General features: G+C 66.1%; 27 protein-coding genes. 6 read left to right on the top strand and 21 right to left on the bottom strand.

Annotated features, from left to right (window positions below; all coding sequences use genetic code 11):
- Positions 1 to 17 precede the first annotated feature (17 nt).
- Entirely contained in the window at positions 18 to 695 is a 678-nt protein-coding gene (locus G6N42_RS23275; protein ID WP_163733483.1) for an IclR family transcriptional regulator domain-containing protein, read from the top strand.
- Here the strand turns inward: G6N42_RS23275 and G6N42_RS23270 are convergent.
- The 5 genes from G6N42_RS23270 to G6N42_RS23250 are packed head-to-tail and all read right to left on the bottom strand — an operon-like array spanning position 688 to position 4,497.
- Complete coding sequence (locus tag G6N42_RS23270) at positions 688 to 1,362, bottom strand: O-methyltransferase (RefSeq protein WP_434059594.1); 675 nt, start codon at positions 1,360 to 1,362, stop codon at positions 688 to 690. The two genes, G6N42_RS23275 and G6N42_RS23270, sit on opposite strands and share 8 nt — an antisense overlap.
- Before the next feature lie 10 nt (positions 1,363 to 1,372).
- On the bottom strand, positions 1,373 to 1,861 hold the full coding sequence (locus G6N42_RS23265; protein WP_163738036.1) for a TIGR04338 family metallohydrolase: 489 nt from the start codon (positions 1,859 to 1,861) through the stop codon (positions 1,373 to 1,375).
- A gap of 3 nt (positions 1,862 to 1,864) precedes the next feature.
- The gene (locus G6N42_RS23260; RefSeq protein ID WP_163733478.1) at positions 1,865 to 2,620 is read right to left on the bottom strand and encodes a DUF2786 domain-containing protein; all 756 of its coding nucleotides are present in this window, start codon (positions 2,618 to 2,620) and stop codon (positions 1,865 to 1,867) included.
- A 51-nt stretch (positions 2,621 to 2,671) separates the two neighbouring features.
- Positions 2,672 to 3,661, bottom strand: coding sequence for an alpha/beta hydrolase family protein (locus G6N42_RS23255; protein ID WP_163733475.1), 990 nt, complete (start codon positions 3,659 to 3,661; stop codon positions 2,672 to 2,674).
- Entirely contained in the window at positions 3,658 to 4,497 is an 840-nt protein-coding gene (locus G6N42_RS23250; RefSeq protein WP_163733472.1) for an alpha/beta hydrolase, read from the bottom strand. Before G6N42_RS23250 ends, G6N42_RS23255 begins: the two co-directional genes overlap by 4 nt.
- 51 nt (positions 4,498 to 4,548) lie before the next feature.
- On the opposite strand from G6N42_RS23250, the gene G6N42_RS23245 reads away from it, so the two are divergent.
- The gene (locus tag G6N42_RS23245) at positions 4,549 to 5,553 is read left to right on the top strand and encodes a sigma-70 family RNA polymerase sigma factor (RefSeq protein ID WP_434059593.1); all 1,005 of its coding nucleotides are present in this window, start codon (positions 4,549 to 4,551) and stop codon (positions 5,551 to 5,553) included.
- A 25-nt stretch (positions 5,554 to 5,578) separates the two neighbouring features.
- Here the strand turns inward: G6N42_RS23245 and G6N42_RS23240 are convergent, their stop codons facing one another.
- The gene (locus G6N42_RS23240; protein WP_174262140.1) at positions 5,579 to 6,490 is read right to left on the bottom strand and encodes a type IV toxin-antitoxin system AbiEi family antitoxin; all 912 of its coding nucleotides are present in this window, start codon (positions 6,488 to 6,490) and stop codon (positions 5,579 to 5,581) included.
- A 192-nt stretch (positions 6,491 to 6,682) separates the two neighbouring features.
- Between G6N42_RS23240 and G6N42_RS23235 the strand changes: the two genes are divergently transcribed.
- The gene (locus G6N42_RS23235; RefSeq protein ID WP_163733468.1) at positions 6,683 to 7,807 is read left to right on the top strand and encodes an NDMA-dependent alcohol dehydrogenase; all 1,125 of its coding nucleotides are present in this window, start codon (positions 6,683 to 6,685) and stop codon (positions 7,805 to 7,807) included.
- Here G6N42_RS23235 and G6N42_RS23230 read toward each other — a convergent pair.
- Positions 7,782 to 8,246 (bottom strand): MarR family winged helix-turn-helix transcriptional regulator, encoded by a 465-nt coding sequence (locus tag G6N42_RS23230; RefSeq protein WP_174262139.1) that lies wholly within the window; start codon positions 8,244 to 8,246, stop codon positions 7,782 to 7,784. The two genes, G6N42_RS23235 and G6N42_RS23230, sit on opposite strands and share 26 nt — an antisense overlap.
- Before the next feature lie 68 nt (positions 8,247 to 8,314).
- Here G6N42_RS23230 and G6N42_RS23225 point away from each other — a divergent pair, with 68 nt between their 5' ends.
- Together G6N42_RS23225 and G6N42_RS23220 are read left to right on the top strand one after the other, a co-directional pair.
- Entirely contained in the window at positions 8,315 to 9,112 is a 798-nt protein-coding gene (locus tag G6N42_RS23225; RefSeq protein ID WP_163733465.1) for a pirin family protein, read from the top strand.
- Positions 9,090 to 10,391, top strand: a complete 1,302-nt coding sequence (locus G6N42_RS23220; protein WP_163733462.1) for a PQQ-dependent sugar dehydrogenase — start codon at positions 9,090 to 9,092, stop codon at positions 10,389 to 10,391. The genes G6N42_RS23225 and G6N42_RS23220 overlap by 23 nt, the downstream gene beginning before the upstream one ends.
- On the opposite strand, the gene G6N42_RS23215 is transcribed toward G6N42_RS23220, so the two are convergent.
- The gene (locus G6N42_RS23215; protein WP_163733459.1) at positions 10,388 to 10,675 is read right to left on the bottom strand and encodes a GlsB/YeaQ/YmgE family stress response membrane protein; all 288 of its coding nucleotides are present in this window, start codon (positions 10,673 to 10,675) and stop codon (positions 10,388 to 10,390) included. The two genes, G6N42_RS23220 and G6N42_RS23215, sit on opposite strands and share 4 nt — an antisense overlap.
- Positions 10,672 to 11,121: an SRPBCC family protein gene (locus G6N42_RS23210; protein WP_163733457.1), complete on the bottom strand. Its 450-nt coding sequence runs from the start codon at positions 11,119 to 11,121 to the stop codon at positions 10,672 to 10,674. The genes G6N42_RS23215 and G6N42_RS23210 overlap by 4 nt, the downstream gene beginning before the upstream one ends.
- Positions 11,122 to 11,271: 150 nt before the next feature.
- On the opposite strand from G6N42_RS23210, the gene G6N42_RS23205 reads away from it, so the two are divergent.
- Positions 11,272 to 12,375 (top strand): phosphodiester glycosidase family protein, encoded by a 1,104-nt coding sequence (locus tag G6N42_RS23205; RefSeq protein ID WP_163733453.1) that lies wholly within the window; start codon positions 11,272 to 11,274, stop codon positions 12,373 to 12,375.
- Here the strand turns inward: G6N42_RS23205 and G6N42_RS23200 are convergent.
- From G6N42_RS23200 to G6N42_RS23145, 12 genes are all read right to left on the bottom strand, one after another.
- The gene (locus G6N42_RS23200) at positions 12,372 to 13,145 is read right to left on the bottom strand and encodes a fructosamine kinase family protein (RefSeq protein ID WP_163733451.1); all 774 of its coding nucleotides are present in this window, start codon (positions 13,143 to 13,145) and stop codon (positions 12,372 to 12,374) included. The two genes, G6N42_RS23205 and G6N42_RS23200, sit on opposite strands and share 4 nt — an antisense overlap.
- A gap of 1 nt (position 13,146) precedes the next feature.
- Positions 13,147 to 13,977, bottom strand: coding sequence for an SDR family NAD(P)-dependent oxidoreductase (locus G6N42_RS23195; RefSeq protein ID WP_163733448.1), 831 nt, complete (start codon positions 13,975 to 13,977; stop codon positions 13,147 to 13,149).
- Positions 13,978 to 14,016: 39 nt separating this feature from the next.
- The gene (locus tag G6N42_RS23190) at positions 14,017 to 14,295 is read right to left on the bottom strand and encodes a DUF732 domain-containing protein (RefSeq protein ID WP_163733446.1); all 279 of its coding nucleotides are present in this window, start codon (positions 14,293 to 14,295) and stop codon (positions 14,017 to 14,019) included.
- 76 nt (positions 14,296 to 14,371) lie between these two features.
- On the bottom strand, positions 14,372 to 14,956 hold the full coding sequence (locus G6N42_RS23185; RefSeq protein ID WP_163733443.1) for a dienelactone hydrolase family protein: 585 nt from the start codon (positions 14,954 to 14,956) through the stop codon (positions 14,372 to 14,374).
- Positions 14,949 to 15,641: a YoaK family protein gene (locus tag G6N42_RS23180; RefSeq protein ID WP_163733440.1), complete on the bottom strand. Its 693-nt coding sequence runs from the start codon at positions 15,639 to 15,641 to the stop codon at positions 14,949 to 14,951. Before G6N42_RS23180 ends, G6N42_RS23185 begins: the two co-directional genes overlap by 8 nt.
- An 18-nt stretch (positions 15,642 to 15,659) precedes the next feature.
- Positions 15,660 to 16,520, bottom strand: coding sequence for a mammalian cell entry protein (locus tag G6N42_RS23175; RefSeq protein WP_163733437.1), 861 nt, complete (start codon positions 16,518 to 16,520; stop codon positions 15,660 to 15,662).
- Complete coding sequence (locus G6N42_RS23170; protein WP_163733434.1) at positions 16,487 to 17,038, bottom strand: Rv1363c family protein; 552 nt, start codon at positions 17,036 to 17,038, stop codon at positions 16,487 to 16,489. Before G6N42_RS23170 ends, G6N42_RS23175 begins: the two co-directional genes overlap by 34 nt.
- Positions 17,035 to 18,018 carry an RDD family protein gene (locus tag G6N42_RS23165; protein WP_163733431.1) on the bottom strand — a complete coding sequence of 328 codons (984 nt, stop codon included), beginning with the start codon at positions 18,016 to 18,018 and terminating at the stop codon, positions 17,035 to 17,037. The genes G6N42_RS23170 and G6N42_RS23165 overlap by 4 nt, the downstream gene beginning before the upstream one ends.
- Entirely contained in the window at positions 18,015 to 18,644 is a 630-nt protein-coding gene (locus G6N42_RS23160) for an Rv1363c family protein (protein ID WP_163733428.1), read from the bottom strand. Before G6N42_RS23160 ends, G6N42_RS23165 begins: the two co-directional genes overlap by 4 nt.
- A complete protein-coding gene (locus G6N42_RS23155; protein ID WP_163733425.1) occupies positions 18,614 to 20,179 on the bottom strand; it encodes an MCE family protein in 1,566 nt (521 codons plus the stop codon). The genes G6N42_RS23160 and G6N42_RS23155 overlap by 31 nt, the downstream gene beginning before the upstream one ends.
- 3 nt (positions 20,180 to 20,182) lie before the next feature.
- Complete coding sequence (locus tag G6N42_RS23150; protein WP_163733422.1) at positions 20,183 to 21,343, bottom strand: virulence factor Mce family protein; 1,161 nt, start codon at positions 21,341 to 21,343, stop codon at positions 20,183 to 20,185.
- Complete coding sequence (locus G6N42_RS23145) at positions 21,343 to 22,992, bottom strand: virulence factor Mce family protein (RefSeq protein WP_163733419.1); 1,650 nt, start codon at positions 22,990 to 22,992, stop codon at positions 21,343 to 21,345. The genes G6N42_RS23150 and G6N42_RS23145 overlap by 1 nt, the downstream gene beginning before the upstream one ends.
- Positions 22,993 to 23,001 lie beyond the last annotated feature (9 nt).

Genomic DNA, 23,001 nt, shown 5'->3' with positions numbered 1-23,001 from the left:
ATCAATATAGTGGTGGAATGGCTCCTGCGGAAGAGAATCAGCCATCTGAATCCGGGCGTTCAGACGGAATTCAGGTGTTACGCCGCGCGGCGGCCGCCCTGGACGAGATCGCCGCGTCACCAGGCCAGCTTCGGCTGGTCGACCTGGGCGGGCGGCTCGGCCTGGCCAAATCCACCGTGCGACGGTTGATGGTCGGACTGGTCGAGATCGGTTTCGCGAGCATCGACGACGAGGGCAGGATCAGCCTTGGCGAACGACTGCTCGGGCTGGGCGGTGCCGACGACGCGAGCCTCGCGACGCAGTTCCGGCCGACGCTGGACAGGTTGGCGCGCACGACCGGCGAAACGGTGGACCTGTCCGTGCTGCGGGGTCAGCAGATGTTGTTCATCGACCAGGTGCAGTCCGCGCACCGGCTGCGGGCGGTTTCGGCGGTGGGTGTGCGGTTCCCGCTGGAGACCACGGCCAACGGCAAGGCCGCGCTCGAGCTGCTGACCGACCCGTCCGCGGGGCTGAGCGACATCGCGTTCGACCGCGACGAGCACACCGCCGGGATCTCCGCGGCCGGTATCGCCGCCAGGACCACCGGCGGGCACATCGTTGCGATCTCGGTGCCGGCACCCAGCGACCGCTTCGACGCGAACGAGCGACGAATCGTCAGCGCGCTGCGCGACTGTGCGCGATCACTTGCTAGCTGACCACCGCGACCGCGAAGCCGTCCCAGCCCTTGGTGCCCACCGTCTGGATTGCCGCGGTGTCCAGACGCGGATGCGCACCCATCATCTCCAGCATGTCGCGCACGGCGCGGGCCTGATGGTCATCGGTCGCAGGTTCGAGCACCCGCCCGAACCGTGCGATGTTGTCTACCAAGATGATTGAGCCCGGCCGCCCCAGCTTGATCGCCCACTCGACGTAGGCGACGTTGTTCTCTTTGTCCGCGTCGATGAACGACAGATCGAAGGCCTCGCCGCGCTCGGCCAGGACTGGCAAGGTATCCAGGGCGGCGCCCACGATCACCTCCACCCGGTCCTCGACACCCGCGCGGGCCAGGTTCTGGCGAGCCACCTCGGCGTGGGTGGGTTCGTACTCCAGCGTGACGACGCGACCGGACGGCCCAACGGCGCGGGCGAGGTTGATGGTGCTGTAGCCGGCCAGCGTGCCGATCTCCAAAACCCGGGTTGCGCGCGCCGCCGTGGCGAGCAGGTACAGCAGCTTCCCGTGTTGCGCCGACACCTCGATGGCGGGCATCCCCGCCGCGTCCGCCGACTCCCGCGCCGCGGTCAGCGCCTCGTCCTCGGTGCGCAGAACAGCGTTGAAGAGCTGATCGAGCGCCTTGGGGTCCGGGCGGGGATCAGGCTCGGTCACACGGGACACGTTATCGGACACCCTCTTTCGCGTACACCACGCGCAGCACGTGAGCGACTTCCGGACCCATGACCACGCCGGCGAGTTCACAGAACGTCGCGACGAACTCGGGTCCGTGCGGCGGTTCGGCGGCGCAGAGGTGGTGGGCGATCTCGTGCAGGACCACCAGTTCGCGCAGCGCCCACGTCGTGCGTTTCTCCGGCACCGCGATGCGCGCGCCGTCGTCGGCACGCTCGTAGTGCGCCGCGCTGACGCCACGCCGGGCACGCACCGTCAACGCTCCCGGGCCGGGCCACGACTCACGGACCGGCGTCATGCCGAGCACGTCGTCGACGTAGCGCTGCACCGACTCCACCGACGCGAACCGGCCCTCGGGTGGCAGGGTCAACTGCGTCCCGAAGAAGTCGATCACCCGGTTGCCGTGCTCAGCCGCCCGGTCGAACAACGTCCGGACGAATTCCTCTGCGGCGTAGACCTTCGCCCGCTGGGTGTCTCTGATCGCTCACGTCTCCAGGGCCGTGCGGGCACCGGAGAGCTCCCCACTGCTACCCAGCCGCGCCTTGCGGCCCGCGCGATCACCCGCGCGTCGCGCCGCGGACGAATACCCCGCCGTCGCGCTGGTGGGTCGCCACGTGCCCCGCGCCGCCGAGGTCTGTTGGTAGAAGTCCTTGAGCTCGATGTCCTTGTTCCGCAACGCGATAGCCGTGCTGGGGGCCTTCCTGCGCCAGCGTCCTCCGGTGGCCTCCCGCTGCGCCTCTTCGCGCGCCTCGGACAGCCGCTTGCCGATGCGCGCGCCGAAGGCGAGCTGGAAGTTGATGCGCGCGGTGATCGTGGGCGTCGGCCGGTGCGCACCGGAGGCGATGTAGGCCTCCGACGCGCGCACCATCTGCATCACCAGGCTGGCGTACAGCGCATGGCTGGCGTCGATGTCCTCACCGAACCCGTACGCGTACACGAACGTCGAATTCGACGCGACGTCGCACTTCACGTCGTTGGCCATCGCGATCACGGTGAACAGCTGGACATAGGTGCGCAGGCCGCGGGTGCCCGCGTTGCCGATCGTGATGGTGCGCTGCACCGGCATCTGCGCCTTGGTGCGGTTGGATGCATGCGACCGCGCGACCGCCAGGTCGATCGACGTCGCGGTGGCCAGCCGCTGTGCCGCCGCCATGAACGCGTCGGCCTCGTGCGTGTTGTCCGTCCCCTCGGCCTGGCGCAGCAGAGCGGCGATGCGTGCCAGCATCTTGTCGTCAGTCATGCGCGATCCGCCTTCACTACTCGCTTGCACGTCATGAGCGCCAGATTAGGTCTACTTGCCGACAAACGCGTCGAGCGCTTCGACAAGCTGTGGAGAAAGTGGATCCTGCTTGGAGTAGTTGGCGACGTTGTCGGTCGGATCGTCGCGCAGCACATGGCTGACGCCCTCGAGTTCGACGACGGTCAGCGCCGTGTGTTCGAGCGCATCGGCGAGCGGCCGGATCGATTCGCACGTCGCCTGCTTGTCGGCGTCTGAACACGTGAGCAGGACGGGCGTGCCTGCGGGCACCTTGGCGGCCAGCGTGAGCGGGTCGATCTTGTCGGCCTCGATCACCGCCTTGACGTTGCCGGGATTGACGAGCGCGCCCAGTCCCTCCGGAAGGTTCGGGGGCACCGTCCCCTTGGTGCGGACCTCGTCCACGGCGGCCAGCCAGGTGGTCAGCGCCTCCGGAGAGGCGCTGGCGCGCACCCGGTTGGTGATGATGTCCAGATACCTGCCGGGTAACGGCTGAAACAGGGCCAGCGAGTGGATCTTCGGTGCGCCGACGTTCGCGTCGGTCGCCAGAGCCATCGCGTGGACAGTGCCTTCTCCCACCGCGTATACCGAGATGCGCGACGTGTCGGTAGCGGACTGCTCGGCGAGGTAGCTCACCGCGGCCTTCGCGCCGGTGGTGTAGACGGCGCTGACGACATCCTGGGGCCGCTGCGAATACGGTCCGAGACCCGTCTTCCCGGTGCCGATTTTGTCGTACCGCAGGCTCGCTACGCCTTTGTCGGACAACAGTTCGGCGAGTTGCCGCATGTTGCCGACGGGGCCCGCGACCGCGTTGTCGCCGTTGCGGTCGGTGTTGCCGCTCTCGGAGATCAGCAGGGCCGCAGGTCGCTGTGCGCCGCCGCGCTCGTGGCGGTACGTGCCGTGAATGGTCAGGCCGTCGGCAGAGAACGTCACGTCTTGGTCGACCCAGCCAGACGGTTCGCCGTCGGATCCGCATGCCGACACCAAAAGTGCCAGCGAAAGTAACAGGCCCGCAAGGGCTTTCACAGCTTGGCCTCGATCCACGAGGTGACGTCGTCGAGCACCAACGCCTTCTCGGGCTCGTTGAACACCTCGTGGTAGAGCCCGGGGTACACCTTCAGGTGAGCGTCGGTCGATGCGACGCATTCCAGTAGGTGACGGCTGCCGGCGACCGGGATCAGCTTGTCCTGCTCTCCGTGCACGACAAGCAAGGGCGCGGTGAGCGCCGAGGCGCGCTGCGGCATGGTCTCGCCGACCTTGATGAGCGCCTTGCCGATACCCGCGGGCAGCTTGCCGTGATGGACCAGCGGATCGGCCATGTATGCCGCAACCACCTCTGGGTCGCGGGATACCGCTTCGGTCGGGAGGTCCTCGACGGGCAGGCCCGGCAGAATGCTGCCGACCACCTTGGCCACGCGGATCATGAACGACGAGACGGCGTCCTGGGCGTCGACGGCAGGCCCCGACAGCACCATCGCGGTGTATTCGTCGGGGTGCTCGACTCCGTAGGCGAACACGACACCACCGCCCATGCTGTGGCCGAGCACGATCCGCGACAGCTTGGGGTGGTCGGTGCTGGCGATGCCGACCAGGGTGCGGAAGTCGCCGGTGTACTCGTCGATGTTGCGCAGGTACACCCGCTTGCCGCCGGAGCGACCGTGCCCGCGCAGGTCCAGCGCGTAGGTGATCAGCCCCGCCTCGCCGAATCGCTCGGCGACGTGGTCGTAGCGGCGGGCGTGTTCGGCGTAACCGTGGCAGAGGACGACGACACCGCGCGGGGCCACCTCCGGGGTCCATACGTCGTAGACGATGCGGACGCCGCCGATGCCCTGGAAGCTGCGTTCGGTGCGGGTAGTTGCCACCCAGGGAGAGTATCGGGCTGCCCAATCGCACGCCGGTGACGGTTGTCACCCATGGTGACTAAGCTCGGCGAGGTGACGGTCCTGGCCCACAATCTGGACGACGACAGCGCAGAAGACGCCTTCTTGGCCGACGCGCAGCGCTATCGCCGCGAGCTGCTCGCGCACTGCTATCGGATGACCGGGTCGCTACATGACGCCGAGGATCTGGTGCAGGAAACCTACTTGCGGGCATGGAAGTCGTACAAGGGGTTCCAGGGCAAATCATCCGTGCGTACCTGGCTGTACCGGATCGCCACCAACACGTGTCTGACGGCGTTGGACAGCCGTCAGCGCCGGCCGCTGCCGACGGGGCTCGGCGCGCCCAGCTCCGATCCGGTTGACGACATCGTCGCGCGCGACGAGGTGCCGTGGCTGGAACCCATTCCCGACGATTCGACCGACCCGTCGAACATCGTCGGCTCGCGTGAATCGGTGCGGCTCGCGTTCGTCGCGGCGCTGCAGCACCTGTCCGCCCGCCAACGCGCGGTGCTCGTGATGCGTGAGGTGCTGCAGTGGAAGGCCGCGGAGGTCGCCGACGCCATCGGCTCCTCGACGGCGGCGGTCAACAGCCTGCTGCAGCGCGCCCGTGCGCAACTCGATGCCGTCGGGCCCAGCGAGGACGACCATCTGCAGGTCCCGGAGTCAAAGGAAGCCCAGGATCTACTGGCGCGCTACATCGACGCGTTCGAGACCTATGACATGGACAAGCTCGTCGAGCTGTTCACCGCCGACGCCGTCTGGGAGATGCCGCCGTTCGACGGCTGGTACCAGGGTCCGGAGAACATCGTCCTGCTCTCGAAGACGCACTGCCCGGCCGAGTTGCCCGGCGATATGCGGTTACTCCCCACTGTGGCCAACGGCCAGCCGGCCGGAGCGATGTACATGCTCAACCGCGAGACCGGCGTGCACGAGCCGTTCCAGATGCATGTGCTCGCCACGACCGACGAAGGCATCACCCATGTGGTTGCCTTCCATATGGAGTCGTTCGAGAAGTGGGGCTTGCCCGCCACGCTCTGACGCCGCTTTGGGCTCGAGATCAGACTTATGGCACAAGATCCACCGGCATCTGTGCGTCAAGTCTGATCTCGTCGACAAAAGGCCAGCCCGCAGTCCCCATGGCTTTCTGCACTCGAGCGAGGAAGACGCCACGGCGATAGCGGAGGATGTCGCGGCTGAGTCGGACGATGGTCCAGCCCTCCGCCTCGAGATCGGCGATCCGCTCGATGGTTCGAGCGTGGGCTTCCGAGGTCGCCCAGTGTTGGGGACCGTCGTACTCAACACCCACCTTCCATTCCGGCCAGCCCAGGTCGATACGACCGACAAGGTCTCCGAACTCGTTGTAGACGAGGATCTGGGTCGTAGGTCGCGGGAATCCAGCGGCGATCAGCAGCAGTCGCGTCCGTGTTTCCTGCGGTGACTCCGCACCGGCGTCCATCAGTTCCACGGCGCGGCGTAGTTGCACGATGCCCCGTGCACCCGCATGGCGTTCGATGACTTCTACGACATCGGGACACTTCAGCCGAGTTGCGTTCGCCAGAGCGTCGAGCCTCATGATGGCACGCTCAAGTGTGTCTCTGCGTGCGAGATCGAATGCCGTCCTGGCGGGAGTGGTAGTTGGGATGCCGCCGACTATGCACACTTCCTCCGCATTGAGTTGGTCGCGATGAATGTTGATTCCGTCGACGGCGTCACCTAGGCGGAACAGATCAGCCGGTTCCTCGGGGCCAATCCATTTCGAACCGAGCATCGCCGCGGCGGAAAGCCCACCCAGTGTGGCGTCACGGCGTGCCCACAACCACGCTGCCTTCGCGCGGACGACGGGTGTGATCGGCTGCGCCTTCGGCAGGTAGACGTCGCGATACACCCGCGCGAATTGGCGCTGCAGCGCCCGCCTGGTGACCCGTCCGCCGGCGATCGCCTCGCTGCCCAGAAACGGCCCGTCGATTCCCTCCATGGGCGAAAGATCTCAACCCGCTCCGACAGATCAGCGCGAGATCCGAGTTGTTATCCACAGATACGCGGATGTTCGTACCGGAACCTTATTTCGCGCATAACTGGCCGCTCGACGATAGGGGGTAGCGCGCGAAGGCGCAGCTCATATGGCTGATTCGCGGCATTTCTGTAACGTGTTCTATCCTCATGGGTCATGAAGACCAAGGGCGCTCTGCTGTGGGAGCTCAACACGCCGTTCCGCGTCGACGAGATCGAGATCGGCGACCCCGTCGACGACGAGGTGCAGATCCGTGTCCACGCCGCGGGGATGTGCCACTCCGACTACCACCTGACCACCGGCGCCACCCCGATCGCACTGCCCGCGCTCGGCGGCCACGAGGGCGCCGGCGTCGTCACCAAGGTCGGCCGCAACGTGACAGGCATCGAGGAGGGTGACCACGTCATCCTCGCGTTCATCCCGGCCTGCGGCGAGTGTCCGCCGTGCCTCAAAGGCTATCGCTCACTGTGCGACCGCGGCGCGGTGCTACTCGGCGGCAAGGCGATCGCCGACGGCACCTCGCGCGTGCACGCCGGTACCACCGAGGTCTCGCCGATGAACCTGCTCGGCACCTTCGCCCCGTACATGACGGTCCACAAAGACTCCGTCGTCAAAATCGACAAGGACATCCCGTTCGAGACCGCCGCAATCATGGGTTGTGCAGTGCCGACGGGCTTCGGGTCGGCCACCAACGTCGCCGACGTCCAACCCGGCGACACCGTCGCCATCATCGGCGTCGGCGGCATCGGCATGAGCGCACTGCAGGGTGCGGTGATCTCGGGCGCCCGCAACGTCATCGCCATCGATCCCAACGAGTGGAAGCGCGACCAGGCGATCAAGTTCGGCGCAACGCACGTCTACCCGTCGATGGCCGAGGCGATCGCCCCCATGATCGACGTGACACACGGCTTGATGGCCGACAAGACGATCATCGCGGTCGGCGACATGAATGGCGAGTACATCGAAGAGGCGATGATCCTCACCGCCAAGACCGGCACCTGCGTGCTGACCGGCATGGGTTCGATGATGGACACCGACGTCAAGCTCAACATGTTCCTGTTCACCATGTTGCAGAAGACGTTGAAGGGCAACATCTTCGGAGGTGGCAGCTCGCACGTCGAAACGCCCAAGCTCACCGGGCTGTACAAGGCGGGCCTGCTCAACATCGACGACATGATCACCAGGACCTACCGTCTCGAGGACATCAACCAGGGCTACCAGGACATGCTCGACGGCAACAACATCCGCGGCGTCATCACGTTCGACGAGTCGGACTGGTAGCCAGCCGCTCGGAAACGACCCTGGCCACTGCGCCGAAGGCGCGCAACTGCGCTTCCGGCATTCCGTCGAACATCGCGGAGCGCACCAACTCGACGTGCCCCGGCGCGGCCACCTCGAGCGCCGCACGTCCGGCGTCGGTGAGGTCGACGGTGGCGCCGCGGCGGTCGTCGTCACTGCCCTGACGCGCGACCAGACCCCGACCACGCATCCGGCGCAATTGGTGCGACAACCGGCTCTGCTCCCACGCCAAGACATCGCCGAGTTCGTTGATCCGCAGTGGCCCGCGCTCGGACAGGGCGACCAACACGTCGTAGTCCGAGAGCGACAGCTCGCAGTCCTGCTGGAGCTGGCGGTGCATCGCCGTCTGCAGTTGGCTCGCCATCGCCAGATAGTCGCGCCAGATCTCCTGTTGCTCGTCGGTCAGCCACATGGAATACATGACACATCATCCATGTTGTCGTGTCCAGTGGCCGCACCTAGGCTGGGCCCGGAGCGAGAGGATCGGTGATGAGCCGAGCGAGTAGCGAACGCGGATCGCGCATCGACGTGGCCCCGACCATAGACATCCGTCGTGCCGACGATCGCGCCAAGACCAAGATCGCATGGCTGGACTCCAAGCACTCGTTCTCGTTCGGCAGCCACTACGAGCCCGAGAACACCCACCACGGCCTGCTGCTGGTCAACAACGACGACATCGTGAAGCCGGGGACCGGCTTTGATACCCACCCGCACCGCGATATGGAGATCGTGACCTGGGTGCTGCGCGGATCGCTCGTACACCAGGACTCGACCGGACACTCCGGCGTGATCTATCCCGGCCTGGCGCAACGCATGTCGGCGGGGCGCGGCATCCTGCATTCGGAGAAGAACGACTCCTGGACACTGACCGGCCAGCAATCCCACTCTGACCCTGTGCATTTCGTGCAGATGTGGGTGGTTCCCGACGAGTCCGGTATCGAACCCGGATACCAGCAGCTCGAGATCGACGACGAGCTGTTGCGCGGCGGGCTGGTGACCATCGCCTCGGGCATGCCCGACCACAGCGACCAGGCCGCCATCACGATCCGCAACAAGTATGCGGCGCTGCACGGCGCGCGGCTGCAGGCCGGTGAGAGCGTCGAACTGCCGTCGGCGCCGTACCTGCACCTGTTCGTACCCCGCGGCGACGTCACCCTCGAGGGCGCGGGGCCGTTGCACGAGGGCGACGCCGTGAGATTCACCGCTTCGGGCGGCCAGCGCGTCACCGCCACCGAATCCGCTGAAATACTGATCTGGGAGATGCATGCGGGTTTGGCTGCAGCATAACAGAATTGGAGTCTGCATCGTCGGCGTGGTGCTGCTCGCCGCGTGCTCCACAGCACCGGCCCCGGCACCAGACAGCCCCGCACCGACTTCGGCCGCCCCGACCGCGCAGCCTGCCCCGGGACTGACCCCCGTGGCGGTGCAGGTCGCTCTCGATCTGGCGCAGGCACCGTTCGACGAGCCTCGCGAGGCGCTGGTTCCGGCGGGGTGGACGTTGTCGGTGTGGGCCCGCATGCCAAAGCCGAGGCTCGCGGCGTGGGCCCCCGACGGCGCCCTCTTGGTATCCGTTCCCAGTGCCGGCGAAGTCGTCGCCCTGCGCCCTGGAAGCGGCAGCCCGACACAAGAGGTGCTACTCGACGGACTCGACCAGCCGCACGGGTTGACCTTCGCCGGAAATTCCTTGTACGTCGCGGAAAGCGACCAGGTCGACGTCTACGAGTACGCCGACGGTGAGGCGACCAACCCGCGAACCGTCGCCGGCGGTCTGCCCGATGCGAAGAGTCCGGACCTACGGGGCGCCTACTCACACGCACTCAAAAGTGTTGCGGTGGGCCCAGATGGCGCCGTCTACTTCTCGATCGGGTCCACTGGCAACGTATCGGCCGACGATCGCGACGCGAATCCCCCGCGCGCGACCATCATGCGAGTTCCTCCCGGCGGCGGGCCCGCGGAAGCGTTCGCAACCGGCGTCCGCAACGGCACCGGACTGGCCATCGCACCCGACGGTTCGGTGTGGACCGCGGTCAACAACCGCGACAACGTCGCCGATCCACGCACCGGCGAGGTCGATCCGGAATACGTCGACGAGCATCCACCGGAATCGGTGGCCCGGCTGACGCCGGGACGCGAATTGGGTTGGCCCTACTGCAATCCCGACGGCGGTCCGGCCAATCTGCCGTTGATTCGTGACGTGCAGACCAATGCCGACGGCGACCGCATGGACTGCGCGTCACTGCCGCCGATCGAACAGAGCCTCGGCGCTCACGCCGCCCCACTCGGCATGAGCTTCACAGACGACGTACTGCCCGCGCCGTATGCCAGCGGCGCACTCGTCGGCGTCCACGGATCGTGGAACCGTGAGCCGCCCCGTGAGCCCGAGGTGTCGTTCTTTCCCTGGCGCAACGGCGTCTTGGGCGATCAGCAGACACTCGTCGGCGGGTTCCAGTCAGACGACGGCTCGCGGTGGGGCCGTCCGGTGGCCGCGGTGACCGGACCGGACGGCGCGGTCTACATCACCGACGATTACGCCGACGCCGTGTACCGCCTGGCCCCTCCGCGCTAGCGGACCTGCGTGGTCTTGGTACCCCGCCGCCCGGTGATACCGACATAGATCGCGATCAACACGATGGCGACGATGATGCCGACGAGGAACGGGATGATCTCCCAGCCACCGTTGGAGTTCTGGTACCCGAGCTGGTAGGTCAGCCAGGAGCCGACGAAGGACCCGAGCGCACCGAGGACGATGGTCATGATCACGCCGATGCTCTGCTTGCCGGGCATGATGAGACGTGCCAGCGCTCCGACGATCAGTCCGACGACGAGCGCGCTGAGAATGGTGCCGATCATTTTTTCTCCTTCATAGGTAGCCGGTTCAGTACCGACGTCAATTGCTTCTCGGTGTCATTGGCCAGTTTTTCGAAGTACAATTTCAGCAGCGGGTTCAAAAGTGCTATCGGCCCGTGCATTTCGAGATCGTTGCGGTAGGTGATCACCGAACCCGTGTTGGCAGCGTCGACATGGATGTCCTCGGTGGATGTCGACGACTTGTTCTTGCCGACGAACACCAGGTTGCTGTCGCTCATTTTTTCGAGGGTGTAGGTCAGTTCTGCGGTGATGCCTGCGATCTTCGATACGTTGTGCCATGACGCGCCTTCACCGATGGGTCCGCTGTCGTTGCGCGTGCATTTCTGCGTGCCCGGATCCCACTCGACGGCATGTGCAAAGTCCTTGAGGTACTCGATCACCTGGTGCGGCGACGGGCTGACCGAGAACGTTCGCGAGACAGTGGGCATGCGGTGCGATTACCCGGTTCTTCGGGGAACTAACGCGGGCCCGTTCGGACACGTAGCCGACAACGCCAGTGCCGGGGCGAAATCCTATTGTGATGCACTTGTTACGAAAGTTGACAGTGTTGCTACCGGGGTTAATGTGGTTTCGTCGCTATGTCTTCGGGAGGCCCCGCTTTGTCGATCTCGGTCACCATTCGTCGGCGCTTCGCGGTCTGCGCCGCGGCGCTGATGCTGTGTGCTGGGCTGTCGACGACAGCCGCGGCCCCGAACGCGGGCGCGGCCAGCGGCCGCGATCTCCTCGCCGGCGCCATCGCCAACACCCGCGGGTCCTACCTCGTCTACAACTTCGGCAGCGGCCATCCCGCGCCGATGCTCAACGTCGGCGGCAACTGGTACGAGATGAGCAACGGCGGCCACTTGATGATCATCAAGTCGGCGTCGCAACGGCTCGCCCCGCGGCTACTCGTCGACTCCCACAGCGGTTATCAGGGCCGCTGCGAGCGTGATCCACGCGCGCGCACCGGCGAGGGCCTCCGGCAGGCATCCGAGATCTTCTCGCCGCTGCAGGCATGGCAGGCGCTGGGCCAGCCCACCATTGCGATCAACGCCAACTTCTTCGACGTCCGCGGGCAGCAGGGCGGCTCATGGAAGTCGACCGGCTGCAGTTCCCCGCTGGGCGCCTACGTCGACAACACCCGCGGGCAGGGGCGCGCCAACGCAGCGGTGACCGGAACTCTCGCATATGCGGGTAAACAAGGTCTGTCGGGTGGCAACGAGAACTGGAAAGCGTTGTCCACCATGATCCTTCCCGTCGCAGGCGCACCCTACGTGGTGCCGCCGAAAAGTCCCGACGACTACGACGCCGCGACGCCGGTGATTCAGGACCTGCTCGACAAGGATGTTCGCTTCGTCGCGGTCGCGGGCATCGGGCTGTTGGCGCCGGGTGACATGGGTCAGCTCAACGACGGCGGCCCGAGCGCTGCCCGCACCGCCCTCGCATATTCCAGGACCAAGGACGAGATGTACGTCTTCCAGGGCGGCAGTTACACACCCGACCAGATGCAGGATCTGTTCCGTGGCCTCGGCAGCGATACGGCCGTGCTGCTCGACGGCGGCGGCTCATCGGCGATCGTGTTGCGTCGCGACACCGGCGGCATGTGGTCGGGGGCCGGTGTCCCGGACGGCAATTGCGACACCCGTCAGGTGCTGTGCGACTCACGAGAACGAGCACTGCCGAGCTGGTTGGCGTTCAACTAACGCAGGGCATTGAGCGCGCTGCGCGCCGCCTGCCCGGTCTGCTCCGCATAGCTGCCGCCGAACAGCACGACGTGGGCCAGCAGCGGATACAACTGGTGCAGGCCGACCCGGTCGCGCCACCCCTCGGTCAACCTCCGCTGTGACTCGTAGCCGTCGATGACCGCCTCGAAGTGCGGACAACCGAACAGCGCGAGCATCGCGAGATCGGTCTCGCGATGGCCGCCGTGGGCCGCGGGGTCGATCAGGACGACGCCGTCCGGCGTCCACATCACGTTGCCGCTCCACAGATCACCGTGTAGACGGGCGGGCGGATCGTCGTCGTCGAATCGCCCGTTCTCACAGTGCGCGATCACCGCATCGAGATCACGCCGCACCGACGAGCTGAGCCGCTCCGCGGCACGCTCCGACATGGGTATCAACCGTTCACGGGCGTAGCAGGTGCCCCACGAGTCGTGTGCGGTCAGCGACATCGGCAGTGGATGGTGCAGCGGCCCGAAGAAACCCGGCCCCGTCCATCCCGGTGGCCCGGCGCCGAACACATCGGCGCCCGCGTCGTGCGTGCACGCCAAGCGCCTACCGAACTCGCGGGCGGTGTCACGGTCGGGCGCTGCGGTATCGAGCCGTCCCAAGGTGAGGGCCCCGTCGTCGTAGTCGACGACCTCGGCACACGGCACCCCGCCGTCGGCGGATGAAAGCCATTGCAGCCCAGCGGCTTCACACGCGAAGAAGCCCGCAGGCGCGCTGGGATTGCGCTTGACGAAGGTCCGCATCTCAGGGCTGGCCGGAGACCTTCCGCAGCGCGATATCGCGAATCTTGGTCGGCATCACGCTCATCAACGCCACCTGCGCTTTGGGCACCAGTCCGACGATGTAGCGGGCGCGTGGCCGCTTCGCGGTGAGCGCCTCCTCGACGACCGCGGACACCTTTTGCGTCGGCACCGCGATCTTCTGCGACACCGGGATCATCTTCTTGAAGCCCGCGATGTGCTTGGCGTAGAGACCGCGATGCTCCGGGGTCAGGCCGGCCTCCAGGTCTGCGACCATCGTGTCGGCGGTACGCCACATGTCGGTGTCGGTCTGTGCCGGCTCGACGACGATGACGCGGATCTTCCAGGGGTTCAGCTCCATCCGCAGCGCATCGGCGGCCGCCTCCAGCGCGAACTTGCTTGCCGCGTACGCCCCGACCAGCGGCATGGACAATCTGCCGTTGACGCTCGAGATGAACACGACACGTCCACGGGATCTCCGAAGCCGAGGCAGGACCGCCTGGGTGACCGCCAGCGCCCCGATGACGTTGATCTCCAGCTGCTTTCGCCACTCGTGGGGACTCAGGGTCTCCATCGCGCCGCCGACGGCGATGCCCGCGTTGTTCACGACGGCGTCCAGCTGTTCGGGCAGCGATTGGTCGAGCGCGGCGATGTCGTCGGCGGAGGTGACATCGAGGATCACCGACGACACCCGCTGCGGGTCGAGTTTGGTTACCGCGTCCGCGTCCTGCTGACTGCGGACGCCCGCGATGACATCCCAGCCGCGGGAGGCCAGATGCTCGACGATCCCCTTGCCGATACCCCGTGAAGCGCCGGTGACGAGTGCTGTTGGCATACGCCGAGACTAGTCACTGCCGGCGCTCACGCCATCAGCTCAACAAAGCTCCCACTCGGCGGCGCTGACGATCTCGAGCGCCGTGTTGTTTCCGACCCCCAGATCGTTGATCACCATCGTGGTCTTGCCGGGTGACAACACGCCTGCGCGTTCGGCGGCGCACACCCTTTCGCCCTCGGCGAGCAACTGCTGCGGGGTCAGGAATGCGTATCTGTCCTGCAGCTTCGCCAAGTACGCTTCCTCGTCCGCAGCCGCCGTGGGCGCGGACAGTACGGCCGCACCGACCAGTGCACCAACCACACCTATTATTCGAATCACGGGCTCCACCTCCGCAAAGCGGAATTTCCGCCGGTCAATACGGTTAAACACCCATTTGCGCGAGTCCTTGCAAACGCTAGGAAATTTGTCGTGCGACAAACTGCGCCGTCAACCGATGCCACTGACTCCAGTCGCTGAGTAGGTTATGTCCGGCGTTGGGAATGCCGACCCATTCGGCGTCGACGCCGCGATCCTTCGCCCGCAGGGTCTGCTCGCGCGACGCACGGGGATCGGTCCGCGTATCGCCGGTGCCGTGGACGACCAGGAGCCGGCAACCGACGGGCACCAGGTCGGCATCGTCTCGCGGCCACCACGGGGCCAGTGCCACCACGCCGCCGATGTCGGAACCGGCGCTCAGATGCGCGGCGACCCGTCCGCCCATCGAATGGCCGACGAGAACGACCCGGCGCGGGTCGACATCGGTGAGCATGCGGTCGAGCTCGACCTGGGCATCGTGCACTGGATCTCGCCGAGCGCCGTTCCAACCGCGCAGGCGGTACTGCACACGGTGCAGCCGGACACCGCCGCCGAGCCTGCGCCGAAGTGCCAGCGCCAACCAGTCCATCCTCAGGTTGGCGAGCTGCCGTGCGCGGGAAGTTTCGTCGCTTTGCGGCTTGCCTCCCGGAAGGATCAGCACACCGCCGCGCGCTGCGCTACTCATGGCCGCCCGGGTGGCGCCGGGGCCCGAACCAGAAGATGGCCGCGCTGGTCGCCACCAGAGCGGCTGCCAGGGTGATCACGGGTGCAACCGCGAACCGAGTCAACGTCGCACCCAGTGTCGCACCGGCGAGAATGGTGAACACCACGGCGTAGCGGAGCCTTTCGCGATCACCTGTGCCGCCCGCCAGCCCGCTGTCGAAGCCGAGACCGGAGATCGTCGTCGTCAGCACCGTGGTGGACAGTTCTTGGATACCGAACTGCCGCGCGGTGGAATTCTGGATGCCGAACGCGATGGCCAACCCCGCGATCAGGAACAGCTTCGTGTGGTCGTGGTAATCGAGAACCCCCGTACCGGCGAGGATCGACAGCGTCACGAGCATCACGACTTCCAGTGCGAGCGTGATCCCGAGCCAGCGGTGCACTTCGCGGTCGAGGTGCCGGGCCAACCGTCCGCCGAACACCGCGCCGGCCACGAAGCAGACGAGCGCGACCAACGCGGCGGTCACGTCCACGACCGTGCGCGGGGCCAGCCAGAGGCCGAGGAAGATGACGTTTCCCGTCATGTTCGCCACGAACACATGACCGAGTTCGAGCACACTGACCGCGTCGACGAGGCCCGTCGCGAAGGTCAGCAACAGCAGCGCGACGTGGGTGAGCCGATCGGACACCGGTGATTCGACGGCCACGGTCTTCGATGGCCCGACCTACAACTGCGGCGTCAGGTCAAACGATGTCACGGTGGACATCTTGGTGATCAACCACTTCGCGTGCTCGCGCTCCATCGTCAGCCGGTAGGACAGATACCGCAGCGAGGGAATGTTTTTCGTCACCGGGCTGGTCGCCACCGAGTTGGTGTACACGATCGCGGTGGCTTCATCGGCGGACAGCGATTCCACGGCGGCACCCATCACCTGGGTAGTGTTGGTGACCTGGGCCTGCTTGTTGGGTGCGACGATCGCGTCGATGTACTTGCGGTATTCGTCGGCGAAGTCGCCACCGAGGAAGACATCGGCGCGGTCCGGAAGCGCTTCCATGTTGTCGGGGGTGTACGTCCACAGCGTGGAGATCGCACTGGCCGCGGTGCGGGCGACGTCGAGCTTCGTGTCGACCGTCGCGCGTTCGGCCAGATAGGGCTGGACGGTGGCACCCGCGAAGGCGCCGGCCGCAACGAAGAGCGCTGCCGCGGCGGAGGCCGCGATGAGCAGTCGCTTCCCGGCGGGACGGTGCGGCATCAGAATCCGGTCGTCGTCGGATGCGTCGGCCAGTTCGGCGTCATCCTCCGACTCGGGCAGCTCGGTATCCGCCACGGGTTCCGGTGTCTGCACGCCTTCGGAATCGTCTTCCGCCGCTTCCACTTTGGGGGTGCGCCGCTTCTTACCCACGGGGGTGCGCGGCGCCTCGGCGGGCTCGTCCGCATCGACGGGCTCGGCGGGAGTCTCGGTAACCGTCTGGAGCTCAGTCGTTTTCGGGCGGCGCCGTAGCGAGAACCGGCCGCGGCGGCGTGGTTCGGCCGGTACATCCGCTTCGGTGGTCAGATCACCTGGATCAGCTGGCTGATCTTCCACTGTTGTCCTTCCTTGATGGCGGTTGCGACCCAACGGTTTCCGCTTTCGATCGTCGACTTTCCGTCCGGCGACTTGGACGTGATCTTCGTCGCGACCAGCACGTCGGCGCTTCCGTTGTCGTTCCACCGCTGTACGCCCGCGGCGACCACGGAACCCGTGGTCGGTTCGGCCTGCGCGACCTGGATCAGGATCTCGTTCTGCTTCTCGGAGAACATGCTCGCGAACTCGCCGGTGCCCTGCGCCAGGATCCGGTCGGTGTAGGCATTGGCGTTGAACGGATCCAGCGTGGTGTAGGACGTCATGAACGACTGCACGTAGTCCAGCACCTGGGCGTTGTTGGCGGTCGTGCGGACGTCGGCCCGGTGGCTGACGAGCATCAGGGTGCCCGCCGTGAGCGCCGCAGCGATCAACACCGATGCCAGCGCGGCGATCAGCGGCAGGCCCCATCGCCGCGGCGGGTCCGGCTTCACCTCGAAGAAGTCGGGCTCGTCGGCCTCGATTTTGCGCCGCGGACTCATTGGCCCGGCGCATTCATCTGCGGCTTTTTCAGCACGATGAGATTGGCGACCTTCCACTGGCCGTCAGCTGTCTTCTCGAACTCCACCCGCAATGTCGCGGTGATGAACTTCAAGTCCTTCGGATCGGTGCCGCGCTGCCCCTGCAGCGCGATCAACATCGAGGCCTGCTCCGCCGTCGCCGATAGCACCGCGCTGCTGACCGCGAAGTACTCGTTTGACGTAGCACCCGACTGTTGCACGAGCTGCTGTTGCGCGATCAACTGATCGCGATAGCTGTCCGTCGTCAGCGACTGCGCACGCGAGAAGTCCTGTTGCAGTGACTCGCTGTTATAGCTGAGCATCTGTTCGACGATCCGGGGGCCCTGCTCGGCGATCTGCTGACGGGCGACGTCGACCGCCCGTTCCGGTCGGTACACCACGAGATACCCCAAGCCGACGGCCGCGGCGCACAGCACCGTCGCCACGATCAGCGCGATTGCCGCCGGTCTGCGCGTATCACGTTGTGGCCGTTCGGCAGGGGATTCGACGGCGTGTACCTCGGTGCGGAGCAACAGGTCGGCGAACGTGCGGCGCCTGCCGTCCCACAGCGGCCACAACCAGCCGACGAACAGCGCCGCGGTGTCCAGTAGGTGTACCAGATCACGGCCGACCAGGCGTAGCACGCCGGGAGCGGCACCGTCTTGGGTGCGAACCGCGATGCCGAAGACCGCTCGGCCCAGGCTCCAGCCGGTGATCGTCGGCAGCAGCAGCCGGTTGACCGCCATCGCGACGATCACACACGCCGCCGTCGCTACGTACACCCACCACAACCAGCCGAGCCACGGTGCGCTCCACGCCGACACCGCCATGGTCGCGATCACCGCAACGCCGAGGAGGACGTCGATGGCGATCGCACCCGCCCGTGCCGGCCAGGACGCCAGCGGCGTTCCGGCCTCCACCTCGGTCTGCGACGTATCCACAGTGTCCAGTACAGCCGTCACGAGGTGACCTGGTCCAGTTGTGCGATCTTGTAGGTGCCGTCGGCCGGCGCCATCTGCAGCCGCAGCCGGTAGCCCTGCTCCTGGTCGGCGGCCTCGGAGTTGGTCACCTTCACCCGCACCGCGACCAGGACCTCGAAGGATCCGTCGTCATTGTGCCGTTCCACCGCGGCGCGCATGTCGGACACCTGCACCGTCACGTTGGCGGCCTGGTAGGCGTCGACCAGGACCCCGCTGTACAGGCTGGCCTGTGCACCGAAATCACCCGTCGAACATTCGATGATCTTCGACTGTGCCGCGCTCATCGCCGTCACATCGGGCGCATGCGTCGCGGCCACACAATCCCGGGCTGCCTGCAGGGCGGCGGCTTCCTCGCGCGCAGCCTTCTCGCTCTGCTGGTTCGCCTTCAGCAGGAGAAAGCCTGCCACCGCGCCGGCCCCGGCGAGCACCAGCAGTCCGGCGCAGATCGCGGCAACCCAGCCCCGCCCGAGCCGCGCGGGGCGGTGATCGTCGGCGACTTCTTCGGCATCGGATTCTGGTGATTCTGGGGGGGATACTGCTAACGACTCGTCGAGCGCCTCATCAGCATCGGTGGGGTTCAGCTGGCTGGTGCCAGCATCTCCTTCCATCCGTCGTCTCCTGGGTTACTCGAATTTGTGACGTTGTACCTGACGCCGTCAGGTCCCACGACTTGGCCGCTGGCCGGGCTGTACACCGCCGTGGAACCGGGCGGCCCTGGTGCCGGAGTGTAGATGCACGGGTTGGGCTGTTGTCCACTGCAGGTGACGGTGCCCTGGCCAGGAGGGCTGAGCGGGTCGCTGATCGGTGCCGTCGACTGCGGCGGAGGGAGTTGATCTGCGGGCGCCGGGTTCATGCCGTTGTTGACCGACGGGGCCGGAATGACACCACGTCCCGGGTTGACGCCCTGATCGCAGCGCGCACCCGGTGCCGGGCAGGACAGGATCTGATTCGGATCGCCGTACCACGGGTTGGTGCCCAGAGGGACGTACGGTTCGGGGCTGCGGCACTCCATCGGCGTGGCCGCGCGCTTACCCGGCACGTCGACGCACGGGTAGTTGCGTGCGCCGCGGACCACGTTGCCCTGGTAGTCCTTGGGGATCTTGCAATAGGTGCCCTTCGGCAGCGGCGCCATGGACGTATCCGCTGGCGAGCGCCATTCGGATGCGGGCAGGAAGCCGGTGAGACACGGCGGCGGTTGGTTGATCGCCAGCACAAGCGGCAGTTGACCGAGGCCCTCGAAGAGGGTTCCCGCCTGGGCGGCCGCCGCTCCCTGCGGCAACATCACGAAAGTCTGTTCCAGACCCTTGTTGTAGCGCTTGAGCATGTCGATGACGATCGCGAGATTGGCCAGCGTCTGGGGCAGCGAGTCACGCACATCGCTGAACACCGCGTTCACCTGATCAAGCGTCGGAGCGGCGTCCTGGATACCGCTGCGCAGGGCGGCGTCCTGCTCAGCCGTCTGCGCGGCGATGACGTTCAGGTTCCGCGACCACGCCTCGATGTTGTCGCCGGACTGCACCTGGCTGTCCAGGATCGGTGCCGCGTTGGTGATGATGTCGTTGACCTGAGGCAGATTGTCCCTGAATCCTTGCGCCACATTGGCGGTCGAATCGACCAGTCGTTGCAGCGCGGGGCCCAAACCGCCTACGGCATTCGACGTCTCGGTGAGCAGAGCGTCGATCTTCTCCTTGGGCAGCACCGCAAGGCCCTCGTTGGCCGCATCCAGTGCGGGACCGACCTCGCTGGGCACCTTGCTGTCGGTGATGACCGTCCCTGGGCTGAGATACTGGCCCGGGTTACCCGTCGAAACCAGGTCCAGGTACTGCTCGCCGATCGCCGACACCGAGTGCACGTTCGCCGACGCATCCGCCGGGATCTTGTACCGGTCATCGATGCTCATCGTCGCCAGCGCGCCGGTCTCGGTGGGCACCACGCTGGTGACCTTGCCGATCTGAGTGCCTCGGTAGGTGACGTTGGCAGTGGCATACAGGCCGCCGGACCGCGGCAGTTGGGCCTTCAGCTCGTACTGCCCGATGCCCACCAGGCTCGGGATCCGCAGGTAATACCACCCCAGCACCACCACAGCGACGACCGTCAGGATGGTGAACAGCACCAGCTGAAACTTGATGAACCTCGTCAGCACTGCTCACTCACCCCTTTCCACCAGTGGCCCGCCTGGTGCGTTGTGCGGGTTCGGCGTGAACCGGACATCCGGGATCATCGTCGCCGGGTCCCGGCCCCAGGACTGCTCGAGCGCGCGCAGCATGCCCGAGACACCCGTGCCGGACAAGGCGGCGTTGTCGAGAGCCGAGAGCGTCAGGTCCACCGTCAACGACGCATTGAGGTAGTCGCCGCGGATGACCTTCGGCACGTTCTCGATCGAGAACGGCGCCGTGAGCATCAACTTGAGCGCACCGATGACGTACGGCGACGCCCGGCCCAGTTGCTTCAGCGGCCGCTGCAGGTTCGCCAAGTTGGTGTTCAGGTTTTCGCTCGCCGGCGCCAGGGCGTTGTCCGCCGCCACGCTGACCCGGCCCAGCGCCTCCACCGCGTCGGCGAACAGGTCGCGCGTTTCGGCGAAATGCTTGATCAGCGGCGGGAATTCGGTCAGCACCTGGTCCAGCGTGTCGTTACGATCCGCCACGATCGACAGCAACCGGTTGGTCGAATCGATGGCACGCGTGATGTCCTGGGTCTGCTTGTTCAGCTCATCGGTGAACGTGTCGAGCTTGTTGAGGAACGCACGGATCTGATCGGCTCGGCCGTTCAGCACGTTGAAGATCTCAGTCTGGATCGTCTCGAGGTTCGACACGCCGCCGCCGCGCAGGATCGTGGCGATGCTCGCCAACACCCGCTCGGTGCTCGGGAAAGCCGTGCTGTTCTTCAACGGAATCGTGTCGCCGGACTTCAGCGGCGTGCCTGACGGATCGGGTGGCGGCTCCAGCTCGACATGCTGGCTGCCCAGCAGGCTGGTCTGGCCGATCCGTGCCAACGCGTTGGACGGCAGCCCGAGATTGGGCTCCATGTCCAGCGTCAGCGTCGCCACCCAGTTCTTCAGCTCGATCGCCCTGACCCGACCCACGAACACATCGGCCACCCGGACCCGGCTATTGACGTTGAGCGCCAACGTATCCGGCATCTGGACGTAGATCGTCATCCGGTCCGAACCGGTGCCGGGACCGCCCGGCAGCTCGACGTTGGAGATACCGCGCCACGGCCAGACGCCGCACGAGCTCAGCGTCAGCGCGATCGCCATCAGCGCCACTGCGCGTAGCGCTACTCGACTCCATCTGCGACGGGTCATCATCAGCCTGCCTCAGCGGGTAGTGGCGGTCCCGCCGGCGCCGGTAGCGGCGCCGCGGGGGCCGGTCCTGGGCCGGGTCCCGGTGCGGGCAGCGGACCTGTCATGGCCGCGCCACCCGGATCGCCTGGGATCACGCCCGGTGCGGGGCCTGGCGGCGGCCCGGGCTGCGGGTACCACGGCGGCGGCAGCGGGGTGTTCTCGGTGTACGCGTTCGGCGGACCGGCCTGGTGCGGACCACCGAAGGTCGGCGGCGCGGGCGGGATCACGCAATCAGGCCCACCCATCAGCTCCGCGAGGCATTCGGGGAACATCATGTTCTTGGTGAGGGGCTGCACATCGACGCCCTGCATACCTGGCGCGGTCACCCAGCCTGGCTCGTGGTTGCCGTGCGAGAACAACGTGTCCCGCGACCAAATGCCCGGCACGGTGGTGTCCTTGTATCCCGGCGGCGGCTGAAGCCTGGGCTCGGAGTAGGCGATGTGCTTGGGCAGCGTCATCGCCGTCGTGGTCTGGTTGATGCCGAACGGCAGGTAGTTGAACTTGATGGCGTCCAGGATCGGGGCGAGATACTGCGCGCACATCTCGGCCGATTCCTGATACCCCAACCGGCTACCTGCCTGAATCGAGCTGCAGATGAACTGGAGCGGGTTGGCGAAGTTGTTGATCACCGGGAAGCTATTCACACCGCCGGTGACGGGGGAGACGATGTTCATCAGGTTGGCGCCAAGGTTCGGGAACACGTGCAGCGCGGTTTCCAAACCGTCCTTCGCATCCGGCTGCAGGATCGCGTTGGTCACGTCCGCGAGGTTGTTCACGTCGTGCGTCAGCACTTCGGCGTTCTCGTCGAGGAAGCTGCGCGTGGTCGCCAGCAGCGTATTGAGGTCCTGGAGCGCGTTGGCGACTTCGCGGTCGGTGTTGGTGAACGCGTTGGTGAACGTCGCGAGGTCGTCGTTCAGCGCGACGAACTGCTGATCGCTCTTGTACAGCGCATTGACGAACAGCGCGAGACTCTTGACCACGGCGAAGAAGTCACCGCGACCCTCGTTGAGCGTGAAGAGCGCCTCGGACAAGCCGTTCAGCGTCTTGTTGAGCTGCTCACCCTTGCCGGCAAAACCGTCGGCCGCCGATTCGATGATGTCGCCGAACGGGCCCTTGGGCTGTTCCGGCGTCGGACCGAGGTCGGTCAGGATTCGGTTGATCGAGTCACGCAGTTCGTCGTACTCCACCGGCACCTGCGTGCGGTCGATGTCGATGACCGCGCCGTCCTCCATCACCGGTCCGCCGGTGTAGGGCGGTGACAACTGGATGGTGCGCGATGCGACCAGGCTGGGGTTCAGGATCGACGCCGTGGCGTTGGCGGGCACCTTGAACTTGTTGTCGTAGTTGAAGGTCACCTTCATCTTGTCGCCGGCCGGGTCGATCGATTCGATCGTGCCGACCTTGACGCCCATGATCTGGATCTTGTCGCCGGGATACAGCGCCAGCGTCTCCGGGAAATAGGCGACGACGGTGTTGGTGGTCAGCTTCTTGTACAGGTTCCACCCGACGATGGCGGCCACCAGCGCGAGGATCACGATGATTGTGCCGATGATCACCGCAGCACGGGATACCTTCGGCAGCTGCATGTTTCGTACGTTGAATATCGTTGCCATCGGTTACAC

The organism is Mycobacterium gallinarum, from assembly GCF_010726765.1.
GTDB classification, from domain to species: Bacteria; Actinomycetota; Actinomycetes; order Mycobacteriales; family Mycobacteriaceae; genus Mycobacterium; species Mycobacterium gallinarum.
The sequence above is the reverse complement of the archived record's forward strand: the minus strand, read 5'-3'. Positions and strand labels throughout refer to the sequence as shown.